The sequence below is a fragment of the Streptomyces sp. NPDC052236 genome (genome assembly GCF_044548015.1).
Lineage (GTDB): Bacteria > Actinomycetota > Actinomycetes > Streptomycetales > Streptomycetaceae > Streptomyces.
Genome location: NZ_JBIUBL010000013.1, coordinates 118,934 through 134,370 on the forward strand (window position 1 = coordinate 118,934; position 15,437 = coordinate 134,370).

20 protein-coding genes are annotated in these 15,437 nt (G+C 67.5%); 10 read left to right on the forward strand and 10 right to left on the reverse strand.

All coding sequences use genetic code 11. The features are described from left to right. Positions 1–39: 39 nt before the first annotated feature. Positions 40–654, forward strand: coding sequence for an RNA 2',3'-cyclic phosphodiesterase (gene thpR / locus ACIHCQ_RS22235; RefSeq protein WP_399664821.1), 615 nt, complete (start codon positions 40–42; stop codon positions 652–654). A gap of 148 nt (positions 655–802) precedes the next feature. Here the strand turns inward: thpR and ACIHCQ_RS22240 are convergent, their stop codons facing one another. Together ACIHCQ_RS22240 and ACIHCQ_RS22245 are read right to left on the reverse strand one after the other, a co-directional pair. After that, positions 803–1,801, reverse strand: a complete 999-nt coding sequence (locus tag ACIHCQ_RS22240) for an aldo/keto reductase (protein WP_399664823.1) — start codon at positions 1,799–1,801, stop codon at positions 803–805. Between the two features lie 52 nt (positions 1,802–1,853). After that, positions 1,854–2,438 (reverse strand): Uma2 family endonuclease, encoded by a 585-nt coding sequence (locus tag ACIHCQ_RS22245; protein ID WP_399664826.1) that lies wholly within the window; start codon positions 2,436–2,438, stop codon positions 1,854–1,856. 229 nt (positions 2,439–2,667) lie between these two features. On the opposite strand from ACIHCQ_RS22245, the gene ACIHCQ_RS22250 reads away from it, so the two are divergent. Beyond that, a complete protein-coding gene (locus tag ACIHCQ_RS22250) occupies positions 2,668–3,138 on the forward strand; it encodes a cupin domain-containing protein (RefSeq protein ID WP_399664829.1) in 471 nt (156 codons plus the stop codon). A gap of 69 nt (positions 3,139–3,207) precedes the next feature. On the opposite strand, the gene ACIHCQ_RS22255 is transcribed toward ACIHCQ_RS22250, so the two are convergent. After that, positions 3,208–3,492: a hypothetical protein gene (locus tag ACIHCQ_RS22255; protein WP_399664832.1), complete on the reverse strand. Its 285-nt coding sequence runs from the start codon at positions 3,490–3,492 to the stop codon at positions 3,208–3,210. Positions 3,493–3,674: 182 nt separating this feature from the next. Then, positions 3,675–4,208, reverse strand: coding sequence for a MarR family winged helix-turn-helix transcriptional regulator (locus ACIHCQ_RS22260; protein ID WP_399665196.1), 534 nt, complete (start codon positions 4,206–4,208; stop codon positions 3,675–3,677). 16 nt (positions 4,209–4,224) lie between these two features. Between ACIHCQ_RS22260 and ACIHCQ_RS22265 the strand changes: the two genes are divergently transcribed. Together ACIHCQ_RS22265 and ACIHCQ_RS22270 are read left to right on the forward strand one after the other, a co-directional pair. Further along, complete coding sequence (locus ACIHCQ_RS22265) at positions 4,225–4,734, forward strand: carboxymuconolactone decarboxylase family protein (RefSeq protein ID WP_399664835.1); 510 nt, start codon at positions 4,225–4,227, stop codon at positions 4,732–4,734. 82 nt (positions 4,735–4,816) lie between these two features. Further along, positions 4,817–5,365, forward strand: coding sequence for a hypothetical protein (locus ACIHCQ_RS22270; RefSeq protein WP_399664838.1), 549 nt, complete (start codon positions 4,817–4,819; stop codon positions 5,363–5,365). Here ACIHCQ_RS22270 and ACIHCQ_RS22275 read toward each other — a convergent pair. Together ACIHCQ_RS22275 and ACIHCQ_RS22280 are read right to left on the reverse strand one after the other, a co-directional pair. Then, positions 5,337–5,588: a DUF397 domain-containing protein gene (locus ACIHCQ_RS22275; RefSeq protein ID WP_399664841.1), complete on the reverse strand. Its 252-nt coding sequence runs from the start codon at positions 5,586–5,588 to the stop codon at positions 5,337–5,339. The two genes, ACIHCQ_RS22270 and ACIHCQ_RS22275, sit on opposite strands and share 29 nt — an antisense overlap. Further along, a complete protein-coding gene (locus ACIHCQ_RS22280; protein WP_399664844.1) occupies positions 5,585–6,394 on the reverse strand; it encodes a helix-turn-helix domain-containing protein in 810 nt (269 codons plus the stop codon). Before ACIHCQ_RS22280 ends, ACIHCQ_RS22275 begins: the two co-directional genes overlap by 4 nt. An 83-nt stretch (positions 6,395–6,477) precedes the next feature. On the opposite strand from ACIHCQ_RS22280, the gene ACIHCQ_RS22285 reads away from it, so the two are divergent. Next, positions 6,478–6,885 carry a hypothetical protein gene (locus tag ACIHCQ_RS22285; RefSeq protein ID WP_399664847.1) on the forward strand — a complete coding sequence of 136 codons (408 nt, stop codon included), beginning with the start codon at positions 6,478–6,480 and terminating at the stop codon, positions 6,883–6,885. Positions 6,886–6,980: 95 nt separating this feature from the next. Continuing rightward, a complete protein-coding gene (locus ACIHCQ_RS22290) occupies positions 6,981–7,907 on the forward strand; it encodes a hypothetical protein (protein ID WP_399664850.1) in 927 nt (308 codons plus the stop codon). Positions 7,908–7,938: 31 nt separating this feature from the next. On the opposite strand, the gene ACIHCQ_RS22295 is transcribed toward ACIHCQ_RS22290, so the two are convergent. Next, positions 7,939–8,901 carry a hypothetical protein gene (locus ACIHCQ_RS22295; RefSeq protein WP_399664853.1) on the reverse strand — a complete coding sequence of 321 codons (963 nt, stop codon included), beginning with the start codon at positions 8,899–8,901 and terminating at the stop codon, positions 7,939–7,941. Positions 8,902–8,928: 27 nt separating this feature from the next. Continuing rightward, on the reverse strand, positions 8,929–10,071 hold the full coding sequence (locus ACIHCQ_RS22300; protein WP_399664856.1) for a helix-turn-helix domain-containing protein: 1,143 nt from the start codon (positions 10,069–10,071) through the stop codon (positions 8,929–8,931). A gap of 374 nt (positions 10,072–10,445) precedes the next feature. On the opposite strand from ACIHCQ_RS22300, the gene ACIHCQ_RS22305 reads away from it, so the two are divergent. Then, positions 10,446–10,913, forward strand: a complete 468-nt coding sequence (locus ACIHCQ_RS22305; RefSeq protein ID WP_399664859.1) for a hypothetical protein — start codon at positions 10,446–10,448, stop codon at positions 10,911–10,913. Positions 10,914–10,976: 63 nt separating this feature from the next. On the opposite strand, the gene ACIHCQ_RS22310 is transcribed toward ACIHCQ_RS22305, so the two are convergent. Then, positions 10,977–11,657 carry a GDSL-type esterase/lipase family protein gene (locus tag ACIHCQ_RS22310; RefSeq protein ID WP_399664862.1) on the reverse strand — a complete coding sequence of 227 codons (681 nt, stop codon included), beginning with the start codon at positions 11,655–11,657 and terminating at the stop codon, positions 10,977–10,979. Between the two features lie 90 nt (positions 11,658–11,747). On the opposite strand from ACIHCQ_RS22310, the gene ACIHCQ_RS22315 reads away from it, so the two are divergent. After that, positions 11,748–12,764, forward strand: coding sequence for a WD40 repeat domain-containing protein (locus tag ACIHCQ_RS22315; protein WP_399664865.1), 1,017 nt, complete (start codon positions 11,748–11,750; stop codon positions 12,762–12,764). A gap of 1 nt (position 12,765) precedes the next feature. On the opposite strand, the gene ACIHCQ_RS22320 is transcribed toward ACIHCQ_RS22315, so the two are convergent. Next, positions 12,766–13,533 (reverse strand): TetR/AcrR family transcriptional regulator, encoded by a 768-nt coding sequence (locus tag ACIHCQ_RS22320; protein ID WP_399664868.1) that lies wholly within the window; start codon positions 13,531–13,533, stop codon positions 12,766–12,768. Between the two features lie 85 nt (positions 13,534–13,618). Here ACIHCQ_RS22320 and ACIHCQ_RS22325 point away from each other — a divergent pair, with 85 nt between their 5' ends. After that, positions 13,619–14,599, forward strand: a complete 981-nt coding sequence (locus tag ACIHCQ_RS22325; protein ID WP_399664871.1) for an ATP-binding cassette domain-containing protein — start codon at positions 13,619–13,621, stop codon at positions 14,597–14,599. Further along, positions 14,596–15,432: an ABC transporter permease gene (locus tag ACIHCQ_RS22330; RefSeq protein WP_399664874.1), complete on the forward strand. Its 837-nt coding sequence runs from the start codon at positions 14,596–14,598 to the stop codon at positions 15,430–15,432. Before ACIHCQ_RS22325 ends, ACIHCQ_RS22330 begins: the two co-directional genes overlap by 4 nt. The last annotated feature ends 5 nt before the right edge of the window (positions 15,433–15,437 follow it).

Below are 15,437 nucleotides of genomic sequence, written 5' to 3' on the forward strand. Positions count from 1 at the left end.
CGGGCGGCCCCACGGCCGCCCGCCTGCGAAACTCGGAACATGAGACTCTTCGCCGCCGTCATTCCGCCCCCGCTGGCCGTCGACGAGCTCGATCTCGCCGTCGCCCGGTTGAAGGCCCTCCCCGGCGCGGAGCACTTGCGCTGGACCGGCCGTCCCAGCTGGCACTTCACGCTGGCCTTCATGGGCCAGGTCGATGACGAACTGCTCCCCGAGCTGAACGAACGGCTCGCGCGGGCCGCCCGCAAGACCAACCCCTTCGCCCTGCGCCTGCGCCGTGGCGGGCACTTCGGGCGGCGGGCGCTGTGGGTCGGCGTCGAGGGCGGCGTGGCGGAAATGCGCCTCCTCGCCGACCGCGCGGACGCGGCGGCGCGCCGCACCGGTATCAGCATGGAGGAGCACCGCAGCTACCACGCCCACCTGACGATCGCCCGTAGCCGCGACCCCCGGGGCGCCGATCTGCGGCCGTACGTCCAGGAGCTGGAGCCCTTCGAGGGCCCGGAATGGGACGTGGCCAAGCTCGCGCTCGTACGCAGCAATCTGCCGGTCAGCGGGGTGGTGGGCGAGCAGCCACGGTACGAAACGGTGGGCAGCTGGCTCCTCGGGGGCGGTACGGAGTCCGGGCCGGGGTCCGGGTCGCTCGAACGGGCGAGTTAACCTCGTTCCGTGAACCCGAAGACGAGAAACCAGATCATGGCCGGTGTGCTGGTGCTGATGTTCGCGATCATCGCCGTGGCGGCCGTGGTCGGCCAGTAGCGCCAGTAGCCTTCCGACTACGGCCGGACCACGCCCGCCGCGCCGTGTGTCACCAGGCGAAAGCCTCGGGGGAGGGCCCCGTCCCGGGGAAGATCTCGTCCAGCGAGGTCAGCACCTCATCGCTCAGCTCAAGCTCGACCGCCCGCAGCGCGGACTCCAGCTGGTCCGCCGTGCGCGGGCCGACGATGGGCCCCGTAACGCCCGGCCGGCCGAGCAGCCAGGCGAGCGCGACTTCGCCGGGCTCCAGGCCGTGCTTGCCGAGCAGGTCCTCGTACGCCTGGATCTGCTCGCGCACTTTGGTGTCGGCGAGCGCCGTCGAGGAACGGCCGGAGGTGCTCCGGGCCCCGCCGCCCTCGCGCTCCTTGCGAATCGCACCGCCGAGCAGCCCACCGTGGAGCGGCGACCAGGGGATGACCCCGAGGCCGTACTCCTGGGCCGCCGGGATGACCTCCATCTCGGCGCGGCGCTCGGCGAGGTTGTACAGACACTGCTCGCTGACCAGGCCGTACGAGCCGCGCTTCTGGGCGACCTCGTTGGTCTGGGCGATCTTCCAGCCAGGGAAGTTGGACGAGCCCGTGTAGAGGATCTTGCCCTGCTGGATCAGGGTGTCGACCGCCTGCCAGATCTCCTCGACGGGCGTACGCCGGTCGATGTGGTGGAACTGGTAGAGATCAATGTGATCGGTCTGAAGGCGCTTGAGGCTGGCCTCGACGGCACGGCGGATATTGAGCGCGGAGAGCAGGTCGTAATTGGGCCAGGGCGGCTCGCCTTCGGGCCCCATGTTCCCGTAGACCTTGGTGCCGAGGACGACCTTCTCGCGGCGGTCACCGCCCTTGGCGAACCAGGTACCGATGATCTCCTCGGTACGGCCCTTGTTCTCGCCCCAGCCATACACATTGGCGGTATCGAAGAAATTGATGCCCGCGTCGAGCGCGGCATCCATGATGGCGTGACTGTCGGCCTCGCTGGTCTGAGGCCCGAAGTTCATCGTCCCGAGGACGAGTCGGCTGACTTTGAGTCCGGTGCGTCCGAGCTGCGTGTACTTCATGAGGACCAAGCCAACGCCTTGAAGCGCGCTCGAAGCAAGCGTGTATCGACGGTCAGTCGCGGGGGAACTTGTCGGTGGCGAGGGTCAGGCCGACGGGGGTGTTGGTGAGGTCGAGCGGCTGGCCGAAGTCGACCTTCGTCTCGGTCGTGTAGTCGCCGTCCTTCGGCTGGGTGTGGACGACACACTTGCCGGTGTAGGGGTCAGCGATCAGGAAGACGGGTACTTCGGCGATGGCGTAGGCGAGTTTCTTCGGGCCGTAGTCGTTGGCTGCGGTGCTCTTGGAGATCACCTCGGCGATGAACTCGACGTCCTGGTAACGCCACTGACCCCTAGAATTCTTCTCGGCATCGTCGCGAAGCTTCGCCACGTCCGGAGCAAACCCGTTCAGATGGCCGGGAAAATCGATCCGCACGTCCGACTTCACCTTCACGGCCATGCCGAACCGGTCCTCCAGCGCGCGGACGATCCTGCGAGTGATCTCCCAGTGAGTGTCCCGTTGCGGCGACATGTGGATGGCCCCTTCGACGATCTCGGCTTTGAAGCCCTCGGGGACTGACATCCGCTCGAACATCTCGTCCAGGATGATCTGCTCGCTGATGTTGTCGGCCATCTCGATCCTGTCTTCAAGAACAGTCACTGTGGCGCTCCTCCCCGCTGCCGCTCGATTGCATGCAGCCGCCGGTACAACGATACGCAGGGTGACGATGTCACGCCTGTGTCTAGAACTCGCCATGGTTAGGCCATGTCCGGCCGATCATGCGGGACTGGCGGCACCCGGCACCCGGCACACGCACCCGGATGGCGGCCTTCGGCCGGCCCACAGGCGGGCACACATGGGGAGATTCCACCGAGGAAGGAGTGGCCCCATGCCGGAGAGCGCCCACGTGCGTCACAGCGGTGAGGGCAAGGCATTCTGGATGCTGAACGGCCTCTACGAGGTCAAGGCGTCGAGCGACGAGACCAATGGCGCGATGACCGTCATGGAGATGACCATTCCGGAGGGGATGGGCCCACCGCCCCACACCCACCCCGGAACCGAGAGCGTCTACGTCATCGAGGGGACGGTCCGCTATCACATCGCCGGTGAGACGGTCGAAGGCGGTCCGGGGTCGTTTTTCCACATCCCTGAGGGCACTCTGGAACGGTTCGAGCCCACCAGCACGGTCCGGATGCTGATCACCTACGCGCCGGGCGGTATCGAGAAATTCTTCGCCGAGGCGGGTGAACCCGCTCAGCGACGGGAGTTGCCGCCCCAGTCGGACACGCCGCCGGACGTTGACCGCCTCATTGAGATCGCTAAGCGGCACGGAATTGAGATGCAGCCGATGCCTGCCTGACGCGTAGCTATAGCCAGTGCTGTGACCCGGAACGTTCACCTGGTCGTGCCGGTGCCATACGCCGGAGCACTAACGATCTGTTGCCCGGAAGATCAGAAGCACGCTCTCCTGCCTGGCATACCCACTCTCGCCGTTACTGAAGGCAGTCACCTTGTCGAGAGCCCAGCCCTGCCCTTCGACCCCGTGGATCACTTCTGACACTTGCTCCTGTTCCTCGAAATCCAGGGCGTGGCCCACGCGGACCGCCACGGAGTACACGACGCAGTTCCTCGCGCGCTGCCGACGGGCGCCTTTCTCTGCGGCAGCGACCGTCTCCCTCAAGTACTCGCGTACCTGGTAGTACTCGTTGGCCATCCGGGCCCCCTCCTGGCTTCGTCCTACCAGGACCCTGCCAGAGGAATGCTGACCACGGTGAACGATTCCGGTTACAGCACTGGCGCGGGGGAACGTGTCGGTGGCGAGGGTGAGGCCGACGGGGTCACCGAACTCCAGGGTGAGCCTCCCGCGATGGTGAGCCTCCCGCGATACAGAACTCGTCACGAACCTCCCAGCCAGCCCGCCGCGTCCAGGCGGAAGCGTTCGGGCGGGGTGACCGTCCGCAGGTCCGCCTCCAGTTCGCGCAGGCGCTGTGCGCCAAGCGCCTCGGCCCACTCCGCCCGCAGCCGGTCGAAGATCGCGGCCGAGCGGCTGAGGGAGTCCAGCCCATGCCGCGTCAGCCGGATCAGCTTGCGGCGGGCGTCGGTCGGGTCGTCGGTGCGTTCGGCGTAGCCCAGGGTTACGAGCCGGTCGACCGTCTTGCCGGCCGCCTGCTTGGAGACGCCGAGCCGCCGACCGACCTCGCTCGCCGTGGCCCCGCCGACCCCGATCGCCTGCATGGCGAAGCCGTACGCGGGCCGGACATCCGGGTGGCCCTGTTCGGCCAGCTCGGCGTGGAGCCGGTCAATGAGCGAGCGGAACCCGGCGAAGAGGAGCAGGGGCAGCTCGTAGCCCGGCGCGTCGGGCGCGTCGGAAAGGACCTTGCGCACTTCGACAACCTGGTTTACTTTCTTGTCGTCAACCACGTTGTCCATTGTATGGAGCTGTGCCATGTTCGTTGAACACACCCTGGAATCGGCTCCGGCAGCCTCGCGCCGCCTCATGGAGTCGACCGTCAAGCACCTGGGCTACCTGTCGCCCGCCGTCGCCAAACTCGCCACCTCCCCACATCTGCTGGACGGCTTTCTGACTCTCAGCGCGAAGTTCGAGCAGACGACCCTGGAGCCGGTTGCCCGCGAGGTGGTCATCATGACCGTCGCGATGCGCAACGGCTGCGAGGTGTGCGTGGCCATGCACACCGGCAAACTCCGGGCGCTCGGCGCGGAGGAGGAGCTGATCGCCGCGCTGTGTGAGCAGAAGCCGCTGGCGGACGAGCGCCTGGAAGCCGTACGGCGCTTCGCGCTGGAGGTGCTGCGTACGGCGGGTGGCGTGCCCGACGAGGAACTGCGGGCGTTCCTGGACCAGGGCTATACGGAGCAGAACGCGCTGGAGGTCGTCATGGGCATCGGCACGTACACGATGTCGACGCTGGCGAACCGCCTTGTAGGCGCGGTTCTTTAGGCCCCCTGATTGACTGAGGCGCATGTGGATCAAGGCATTCATCGCCCGAACGCGACGGTTGGCGGCACACGAGGGGCGGTGGATGGCGAGCCTCGGGCTGTGGGTGACTCGGCGCACGAACGGGGTGGGGGACGCGGACATCGCTGTCGGGTATGCGCGTGCTCAGGCGCCGATGGCGTACGGGCTGGCCTTCGTGTTCGTGGTCGAGACGGTCGGGGTGTCCTTCATGCTCGCCCCGTTTCCGGTCGTCCATCTGGTCATGCTGCTTCTCGACCTCTACACGGTGTTCCTTGTACTGGGGCTGCACGCCGCCGCCGTCACACGCCCGCACGTCGTGGGGCCGGGCGGGCTGCGGGTGAGGCGCGGTGCGCGGCTTGATGTGCAGATACCGCTGGAACGGATCGCCTCAGCCCGTTACGACCTCCGGTTCCCGGACGCGAACAAGTCTGAGGACGGTGTGCTGGAGGTCGCCATCGCGTCGCAGACCTCGATCACTATCGAGCTGACCCAACCCGTCATCAGCGTAAGCCTCCTGGGGCGGCGTACGGAGGCTCATACGGTCCGCTGCCACGCCGATGACGCGCGCGCCGCCGTCGAGGCGATCAAGAAGCTGCTGCCGATCGACGGCTGACGACGGTGACGAACGATGACCAGGCCCCGGGGGCGACGGTGAGCTGAGGGCCCTGGGGGTTCTTGGAGTCCCGGACGTGGATGGTGGTGGGGCAGGCGGCCACCTCGACGCACTCGCCTTCATCGCCGCTGTAGCTGGACTTGGTCCACGAGGCGGCCACCTCGACGCACTCGCCCTCGTTGCTGCTGTAGCTGCTCTTGAGCCAGTGGAGGTCCGTGCTCATAGTTCCTGTACCACCTTTTCGATCAGCTTCGTGGATTCCTCGGGCGTGAGAGCCTGCGCCCGCAGAATGCCATATGTGCCGAACATGTTGCCCAGGTGCGGCTGTTCGCACACGAAGTAGCCGCCGCTAGGGCCCTCGACGTAGGCGAGCTGACGGCGCTCATCCGTCTCCAGCAGGATCATGGGTCCCGCGAGCCCGGCGTGCGTCTCCCGGTTGTGCGGCATGACCTGGATCTCGACGTGTCGGAGTCGGCCGATGTCGAGAACGTGGTGCAACTGCTCTTTGAGGACCGGAGGACCGCCAAGGGGACGAGTGAGGATGCTCTCCTCCAGCACGTAGCTGATGATGGGCGTGGGCTTGCGGTAGAAGAGCTGCTGCCGCTCCAGCCTCGCGGCCACCCGCTTGTCGATTTCCTCATCGTCCAGCGGTGGGCAGTAGTTGCAGGTGTAGACCGCCTTCGCGTACGCCTTGGTCTGGAGCGAACCAGGAATCACCTGGCTCTGGTACGAGTGCACGGACGACGCACTCTGCTCCTCCACCAAGTAGTCCTCCGTCCACGGCGGGATTCCGCTGGTCTGGAACTCCTTCTCCGCCACCAGCAGCAGTGCACCTTGTGCACCCACCGCGTCGTCCGCCCTCGGCGTGAACGTCCCCTTCGGCGCGCGTTCGCCCCGCTCCACCATCGCCACCTGCGACTTGGAGAACTCGATCTTCAGCGCCAACGCCTCCTGCGACAGTCCCGCCCGCTCGCGGTAGAAACGCAGCAACGCGCCAAACGACCTTGAACCTCGCCCACTTGAGTGCACGGCGTCCTCCCCGGATGCACAGACCCTCACGCTTGTCGTGTGGTACTGGTCACAGTCAACCCGGACGCGGAATCGTAAGTTGCATGAAACTAGGAAATGCGCCCTCTTGGGTGCCCGCGTCCGGGCATGCCCTGCGGCACGCGGGCATTCACTTCGACGCCGTACGCATCGCCGGAGCCCTCGGCGAGGAAGTCGCCTTCGAAATCATGCAGCTCACCGATTTCCACGCCGGGCCGATCGTCCGCGAGTCCACGGGGGAGCAGTACATGTACTTCCTGCTGCCCCCGCAATCCACCGCCGCGTTCTCCTGGCCGGCCTGTGCGCGGGCGCTCAGTCGCAATACGCGGGACGGGCGGAGTGCGGCGTTCGTCGGGGTGCCCGCGCTGGAGGGGCTGACCTGGCCGCTGGACTGGCGGTCGCGGCCGTCAATCGAAGTCCCGTTCGTAGAACTGCGGTTGTTGCACGAAACGGTCATGTGTGCTGTACGGTGATCGCGTCATCACGCTCCGTTAAACGGAGCGGTCCCCGGCGGTGCGCCAACACCATCCGAGGACCTTCACCGCAAGTGGAATCGGAGTCCACCGGGATGTTCCGGCATGCTATCGCGCCCCTTCGGCGCTACACGAAGGTCTCGCACGACGTCGTACGTCACCCGCAGCTGAACAGCGACGCGAAAGTCCTGCTCCTGTACATCCAGGGGCTCCCCGAGGCCGACGCGGCCAAGCCGCTCAGCGAACACGCGGCCAAGCTCGGCCTCAAGGGCCGGGCGTATCAGCGCGCCAAGCAACACCTCGTAGCCTGCGGGTACTTGCACGAGTGGCGCTGGCAGGGCAGCGGCGGGCGCTGGGCCACGGACCAGCTTCTGGCGAATGTCACCCTCACGCGTGAGGAGGCGAACCAGCTCCGGGAGTCGGGCGTTTCGCCCGAGCCGCCGAGTGAGCAGCCCCCGACGGTCGGTGAACCGGACGAGCGGATCGTCGGCAGTCCTCCCAAAGAGAAAGAACAGGAGAAGACTCTTCCCCACCCCCCACCCGAAGAGCACCAGCCTGACGGTGACGGCGACGGCCCGCCCGAAGTCGCCGAGGCGGAACGTGTGTTGCTGTCGCTGCGGCACACCCACCGGGAACTGCTGTTGGGCGTACGCGAGGCCCGCGGCCTGGCGGAGGCGGCGGCGGAGTGGCTGCGGCGCGGCATCCCGGCGGGCGAGCTGCGCCGGGCGCTGACGGCCGGGCTTCCCGCGGGCGGGGTCCGCTCGGCGGTGGGTTTCCTGCGGCATCGCTTGGTGCACAAGCTTCCCGCCGCCGCACCAGAAGCGCCACCTGCCGCCGCCGCCACGGTCGCGCGTGGGCTGGTCATCTGCGAGGGGCCGGGCGACGACCACGTCTTCCGGCCGGTGGGAGACGAGACGCACTGCGGGCCCTGCCGCCTCGGGGCCGCCGCCGTGCCGCGTCCTCGTAGGACGAGAGCCGTGTCCTGGCGGACCCTCGTTGAGGAAGCCGCAGGCGGCGCGTAGCCGTTCCAGGTGTTTCGTCCCGGGCCGCAAGCTACTGCAGGGCTAGGGACCCCACCGCGGCTTGCGCCCGCGCGGCTACCGCCCCTCTCCGCTGCGCGCCTACGCGGAAAGACGTCTCATGCCCGTCCACCAAGTGGGAGATGTAGAAAGGGGCGAGCGTGCGGATGCGGGTCTCGGGAATGTCGCCGGCGAGGGCCTGAACGGCAAGGTCCGTGCCAGGCGTCGCAGCCGCGCCGAAGAGCTGATGCAGCAGCTCCAACCCCGTCGTAGCAATGGTCCCGACGCGTTCATTGCCTCGGAGCGTGGCGAAGGAGGCGGCGACCTGAGCGACGGGGACCGTGGCCATGATCCGGAAGACGTCTGCAGCATCCTTGGCGACCAGGCGCTCTGGCTTGCCTCGCTCGGCGTCAGCGATGCGTTCGTACAGCTTGTACGCCTTGGCGACGAGCAACGCGGCGGGTCCGGCGACGTAGGCCTCGATGGCGCTGGGGTCTTGTGGGGTGAGGCTGCGAATGGTCATCAGGGAGCGATCGACGGCTGCGACCTCAAGACCGGCGACCTTCTTGGCCGACCAGCCGTCATGGGGCGGCATCTCCGTACGGCGCTTCTTCTTCGAACCGGGCGCCAGCATCTCGGGAACAAGAAGGTCTACCTCGACCCCGACTTCGAGCTGGCCCACCTGCTCGGTGCGCTGCCACAGGCCGACCTGTGGCCGGCCGTCCCTATCGGGCTTCAGGGAGAAGCCCGCCGCGTACATGGCCTCTTGCAGGAGCGGCTGCTCACCCAAGGCTTCCGGGTCAATGCTGATGTCACCGTCGGAGGTGTGTGCGGCGCTGCTGATCGCTGCTTGCGTGGTGCGAAGGTAGACAGCTTGGGCACCGACGACAGTCAGAGCGTCTCGGTGGCCTTGAAGAGCGGTGAGCGCATCAAGAAGCACCCGGCGGGCGGCTTGGTTCAGCTCGTCTTCGTCAACGCCTGCTTGGGTTTGCGACATGCTTTCCCCTCCGGATGTGGCGCGATCTTAAGACAGCGTCGGCTCACCTGAGAGGGAAAGGTCTGTTTTGCGCCATACGTGCTCATGTTCGACCATGAACTCCAGCACCTTTACGCCCTCGGCCGGCATCCGCCCCGGTCCCGAGAGGCAGTCCACCGCAAGCTGGCTCAGTCCGACCTGCCATACCCCGGCGCTCTCCATCGGACGCTGCCACACGCTGCGATCCCGGGCCTTCAACAAGAGGACGTCAGCACCTTCGGGCACGGGCATGAGGCCCAGCTCGCCAGCCACCCGCTCCACGTTTTCCGGATGTTCCTGGACGTACAGCATGAGTTGACCGCCCACAGAAACCGGCGCGAAGGACCTGGCCGCGTAAGAGCCGGTGACAAACACTTCGTGCCGGTAGTCGGGGGGCATGTTTGCCAGCTGAGTGAGGACGGCTTTCACCCCGTTTGGCGCGATCATGCCGGTCGGGTCTGTCGTGCGCAGCAGATCTGTTTGCCTGGCGCGGGCGCGAAGCAGCCCCTGCCAGTTCACTGACACGATGAGCCTGCCTTCGCGCTGGATCAGCAGTTGGTCTTCCAGTGTGTCCAGCAGTCGGGAAACATACGGCAGGCTCAGCTCTGCGCGGTGGGCCAGTTCGGTGGCGCGGTAGGGGGGCGCGACGTCGGCTAGCAGGCGTACCAGCCGGCCGGCCCTGAGCCCGGTGAGCAATGGCTTGCTCGTGGGGGACCTGTGCCCGGCAGGGGCCCGGTCCGCGCCCTGGGTGTGGATCACGATGGCCGGCCGGCTCACGCGTAGAGAGACGTTGCCCGTCAGGTCCAGGTAGTCGATCTCGCTGCTTCGCAAGGCATCCTGCGTCATCGGGCTGATCCACGGCGCGATCACCATGAGCCGGGTGTACTGGTTCACCCGCCGCACGAGTTGCGCCGTTGAGTTGAGGATGCCTGCCGCTTCCTTTGGGGTGACTTTTTGTTTGACCTCCACGAGCATCTGCACGTAGACGCCATCACGGGACTTGATCTGCAGCATCGCGTCCCAGCGGTGGTCGCCACCGAGCGACTGCTCGGGCTGAAGGGTGACCTCCCACTCAGGTCCGAGCAGGTGCTGCAGAGACGCCTGGCCCTGCTCAAGGAGGGCTTGCTCCCCTGCGTGTGCGCTCGTATCCATGCCTGGATCATGGCACAGCAAGTTACGCAGATACCGAAAACTTGCCGATTTCTCTAGCTTTCCTCTACTTGGAAAGTTCCAGTAATCGGCAAGTTTGCTGCGGCCCCGGACTTGCTGCGGCGAGGAAAGTCGGCCAGATCGGCAACTTTCTAACCGCTTTTTTGGTGGCTGGTGCGGCGGCTGGATCTGTTCCGTACATGTCATCCATCGGTTCATCTGTCTTGCTTTCTCTACGCACCCGTGCCCCAATGCGAAGTGTCACTGACTGTCCGTCAGGGCCCAACCCCACGGATTCCGCGGGCCCACGTACGGCGTTCGGCGGCGGCACGAACCCGCACATCCGTATGCGCAACCCCCCACACGAAGGCAGGACCATGCGACACGGAAAACTCGGAATCGGCGCACTGCTGGGCATCGGCGCGTTGGCTGCCGGTGCGCTCGTCACGGCCCCCACCGCGACCGCGGTGACGCCGACGACCGCCACCCTCTCGTTCGACTGCGGGTCGTTCGGTTCGGGTACGGCGACGCTCAAGGCCACCCAGAACGGGACGGCCGCGACCATCGACCTGTCGACGACCGCGATCACATCGCCGTTCAACCTCTCGGCGAACTCGGTCACGTCGACACTCACCCTGACGAAGAACGGCACAGGGACGGCGACGTTCACCGGTAAGGCCAACCCGGCGATCGCGGCCGGTGGCCCGGTGTCGACCGGGCCGCTCAAGGGGACGGTCGCGGCCGGCGACAGCATGGTGGCGAAGTCGCTGAAGGTCGTGGTCTTCGGCATCACCGCGACCTGCAACGCGACGTCCGCGCAGGCTCCCGGCCCCTTCGTCTTCTGACGTAGTCACGCGAGCCACGGGATCGATGAGAGGCCGACGTCACCCATGTGGCGTCGGCCGCCTTTACGGCTTGTACCGCCCGCCCAGCCCCCACCCCTGGTGCATCGCCCCCGCGAACGCCTCCGCCAGCTTGTGCTCACCGGACGGGCCCGGATGCGTCCCGTCGTACGTGTCGTGCTGGAGGTCGTACGACGGCGGGGACGACGCCAGCAGGACCGGTGAGCCTGCGGTGTCCAGGTCGGCGACCGCTTTCGCCAGGAGCTCGTTGAAGCGGTCGCACTCCGCCGCGAAGGGGGCGTCGGACTGGGCCCGGATGTTCGGGATGACGGGCAGCAGGACCATCCGTATGCGCGAGTTGGCGGCGCGGGCTTCGGTGATGAACCGGCGGGCGTTCCGCGCGGTCTGGACGCTGTCCGTGTAGAAGCCCAGGTCAATGAGGCCGAGTGAGACGAGCAGGACGTCGGCGTGGTGCGCGGTGAGCGTGTCGCGGATGCGGGGGGCCATATGGAGCCAGCCCTCGCCCCAGCCGGCGAGGTGGCGGCGCGCGTCGGCGGGGAAGCCGGGGTCTGCGTACGCGGACGAGGCCGGTACGTTCGCCTCCGTGTCGTACAGCGCGGTGCGCGGGCCGACGATCTCGTACGGGCCGACGAAGGATGTGGCGAGGTGCTGCCACATCCGGAAGCGCCAGGTGTAGTCGCCGGAGCGCCCGATGGTCATGGAGTCGCCGACGAACATGAAACGCATGGGCGCAATCATGGCTGATCAAGCCCTGTACCTGCGACGTGAGGCCGGACACGGGCCAGCTTTGGTGAGCAGAGGTGGCAGGCTGGGGCCATGCGTTCGCTTCCGTACGTCACCGGTGCCCGGACCAGGGTCACGATCGCCGCCGCTGCGGCCTTCGCGCTGCTCGCCACTGGCCCCGCCGCCCTCGCCGCAAGCTCAGCTGACTCCGACGACTCCGGTTTTACGATCAAGGACCCGAGGATCACGGAGTCCAGCGGGCTCGCCGCCAGCCGTGCGCACCCCGGGGTCTACTGGACGCACAACGACCAGGACGAGCCGCGCGTCTTCGCCGTTGATTCCAAGACCGGGGAGACCGTCGCCACGATCACTCTCCAGGGTGTCGGGAAGCCCCGCGACATGGAGGCGATCTCCATCGGGTCCGACGGCAACGTCTACGTCGGCGACATCGGCGACAACCTCGACGGCAGTTGGAACCACGTCTGGATCTACCGCTTCCCCGAGCCCAAGGTTCTCAAGGACGCCACGGTCAAGGCGACGCAGTTCACCGTGAAGTACGCGGACGGGCCGCGCAACGCCGAGGCGTTGATGGTCCACCCCACCACCGGCCGGGTCTACATCGCCTCCAAGAAGGACGGCGGCGGCGGGCTGTACGAAGGGCCCGCCACGCTCAGTGCCGCCGGGACCAATGTCTTCCGGCGGATCGGGGAGGTGCCGATGGTGACCGACGGGGCGTTCTCGCCGGACGGCAAGGAGCTCGTGCTGCGCTCGTACTTCAGTGCTCGCGGGTACGCGTGGACCAACGGCAAGCTCGGGGCCGACCACCGGGTGAGCGTGCCGCTTCAGGGGCAGTCCGAGTCGGTGACGTACACCGTGGACGGGAAAGCGCTGATGTTCGGCTCGGAGGGGGAGCAGAGCGAGGTCGAGCGGGTCGCGCTCGGCAAGGAATCCGTCTCGGGTGGAGGCAGCAAGTCGCCGTCCGGCGAAGAGAGTTCGGACATCGGTGAGGACATCGGCAAGAGCAACGTTACGTACGGGGCGATCATCCTCATCGGGGGTGCCGCGCTCATCCTGGGCGTGAAGCGGCTGGCGCGGCGGCGGCGCGACTGAGTTAATCCTCGGCGTCACTCACGGTGCGCTGCCGTACGAGCACCTCGAAGCCGTCGATCAGGCGCCGCAGTCCGAACCCGAAGTGGTCGAACTCGCCGAAGGCCTCCTCCGACAGGGCCGCCATCCGAGGGAACTCACCGCTCAGCATCGCCTTCTCCAGGAACGGCTGCTGGCTGCCCCAGAACGCGTCGTCGCTCAGGCCGGTCGCCCTGGCGGCCTCGGCCGTCTCGATCTCCATCCGCGCGATGCCCGACACGAAGCTCTGCACGGTGATGATCACCGAGATCAGTTCGGGGTCACTGAGCCCCATGCCCTGGAGGCCGGCGACGGCTTCCTCCAGACGCCGTACGGTCCCGGGGCCGAGGACCGTACGCGCCTGATTGACCTTGAGCAGCCAGGGGTGCGCCCGGTGCAGGTCGAGGTGGGTACGGGCGAGGTGTTCCACGCCCGCGCGCCAGTCGCCCTCGGGTGCGGGGTGGTCGGTTTCCGATGGTGTGCCCTGGATGCGGTCCAGCATCAGGTCCAGTAGCTCGGCCTTGCTGGGGACGTACCGGTAGAGGGACATGGTCCCGGTGCCGAGCTCGGTGGAGAGGCGGCGCATCGAGACCGCGGCCATGCCCTCGGCGTCCGCGATCTCGATCGCGGCGGTCACGATCCGGTCGAGCGTGAGCCCGGGTTTCGGTCCACGGGTGGGGCGGTCGCCCCCGCCCCAGAGGAGTTCCAGGCTGCGGGAGATGTCGCCGCTGCCGCTCGTTTCGGTCGTCGTCATGGCTTCAGCGTAAACCTCTGGACAAGATTTGGGTACGTCGTACTCTATTGTGAGTACGCTGTACCCAGTTGACCTTGGAGGGCATGTGAACGAGTTCGATGACAAGTACGAGTACGCCGTACGGGCGGAAGCGATCCACAAGCGGTACGGGGAGAAGAAGGCTCTCGACGGCTTCGACCTCGCCGTACGCAAGGGCACCGTCCACGGCCTCCTCGGCCCGAACGGCGCCGGGAAGACCACCGCCGTGCGCGTCCTCGCGACGCTGCTGCGGTTCGACAGCGGGCGGGCGGAGGTGGCAGGCGTCGACGTGGCCCGCCACCCCCGTGACGTACGGAGCAGGATCGGGCTCACCGGCCAGTACGCGGCGGTGGACGAGCTCTTGACGGGGCGCCAGAACCTGGAGATGTTCGGCCGCCTCTTCCACCTGGGCGGCAGGCGCGCGGCGCTGCGCGCCGGAGAGCTGCTGGAACAGTTCGACCTGGTGGAGGCGGGGAGCAAGGGCGTCGGTGAGTACAGCGGCGGCATGCGCAGGCGGCTGGACCTGGCGGCGTCGATGATCCTCGCGCCGGATGTGCTGTTTCTGGACGAGCCGACGACCGGGCTCGACCCGCGCGGGCGGGGCGAGGTGTGGAAGGCCGTACGGGAGCTGGTGGCGGGCGGCACGACCGTACTGCTCACGACGCAGTATCTCGACGAGGCCGACCGGCTCGCCTCCCACATCACCGTCATCGACCAGGGGCGGGCCATCGCCGACGACACGCCGGACGGGCTGAAGAGCACGGTCGGCAGCGACCGGATCGAGGTCGTGGTCGCCGAGGCGGCGGACCTGGCGGCGGCGGTAAAGGCGGTCGCGCGGGTCGCGGCCGTCGGCGCGGAGCCGGAGACGGACGAGACGGGGCGCCGGGTGCACGCGGCGGTCGCGGACCGGGTGGCGGCGCTGACGGAGGTGGCGCGGACCTTGCAGGACGAGGGGATCGGGGTGGAGGACCTCGGGCTGCGCAGGCCGAGTCTGGACGATGTGTTCCTGAGCCTGACCGGCCACCGCACGGAAAGGGCAGCGGCATGAGTGTTGATCTGAAGGTTGATCTGACGGTGGCGAGCGGGTCGGAGCGCCGGTTGTACTGGGCGATGGCCGACTCCTGGAACGTCGTCCGCCGGGGGCTGACCCACTACCGGCGCAACCCCTCGTACATCGCCTGGCAGCTCGGCTTCCCGATCGTGTCGGTGCTGCTGTACGGGTACGTCTTCGGCGGCGCGATGAAGCCGCCGGGCGGCGGGAACTACCGCGACTTCCTGATGCCGGGCATGTTCGTGATGACGATGGCCTTCGGCTTTATGAACACCGCGATCAGCACGGTCACGGACGCCTCGAAGGGGGTCATCGACCGCTTCCGGTCGATGCCGATGGCCCCGTCGGCGGTGGTCGCAGGGCGCGGCGGCAATGACCTGATCGTGGCGGCGGCGGAGCTGTCCATCCTGGCGGCCACGGCACTGGCGATGGGCTGGCGCTCGGACGGCGGCGTACTCGCCACGCTGGGCGCGTTCGGGCTGCTGCTGCTCCTGCGGTTCTGCCTGATCTGGGCCGGCGTCTGGCTCGGCCTGCTGGTCCCGAGCCCGGAGGCGGCGGGCGGGCTCTACGCGGTGGTGTTCCCGCTCACGATGATTTCCAGCGTTTTTGTGCCGCCGTCCTCGATGCCGGACTGGCTGGGCACGGTCGCCGCGTGGAACCCGATCTCTTCGACGGCGGCGGCGACGCGTGAGCTGTTCGGCAACCCGGTGGCGGGGGACGGGAGCTGGATCCAGGAGCATGCGCTGCTGATGGCGGTGGTGTGGCCGCTGGCGCTGACGGCGGTGTTCTTGCCGCTGGCGGTGGGGCGCTTCCAGCGGCTGAGCCGGTAGGGCGG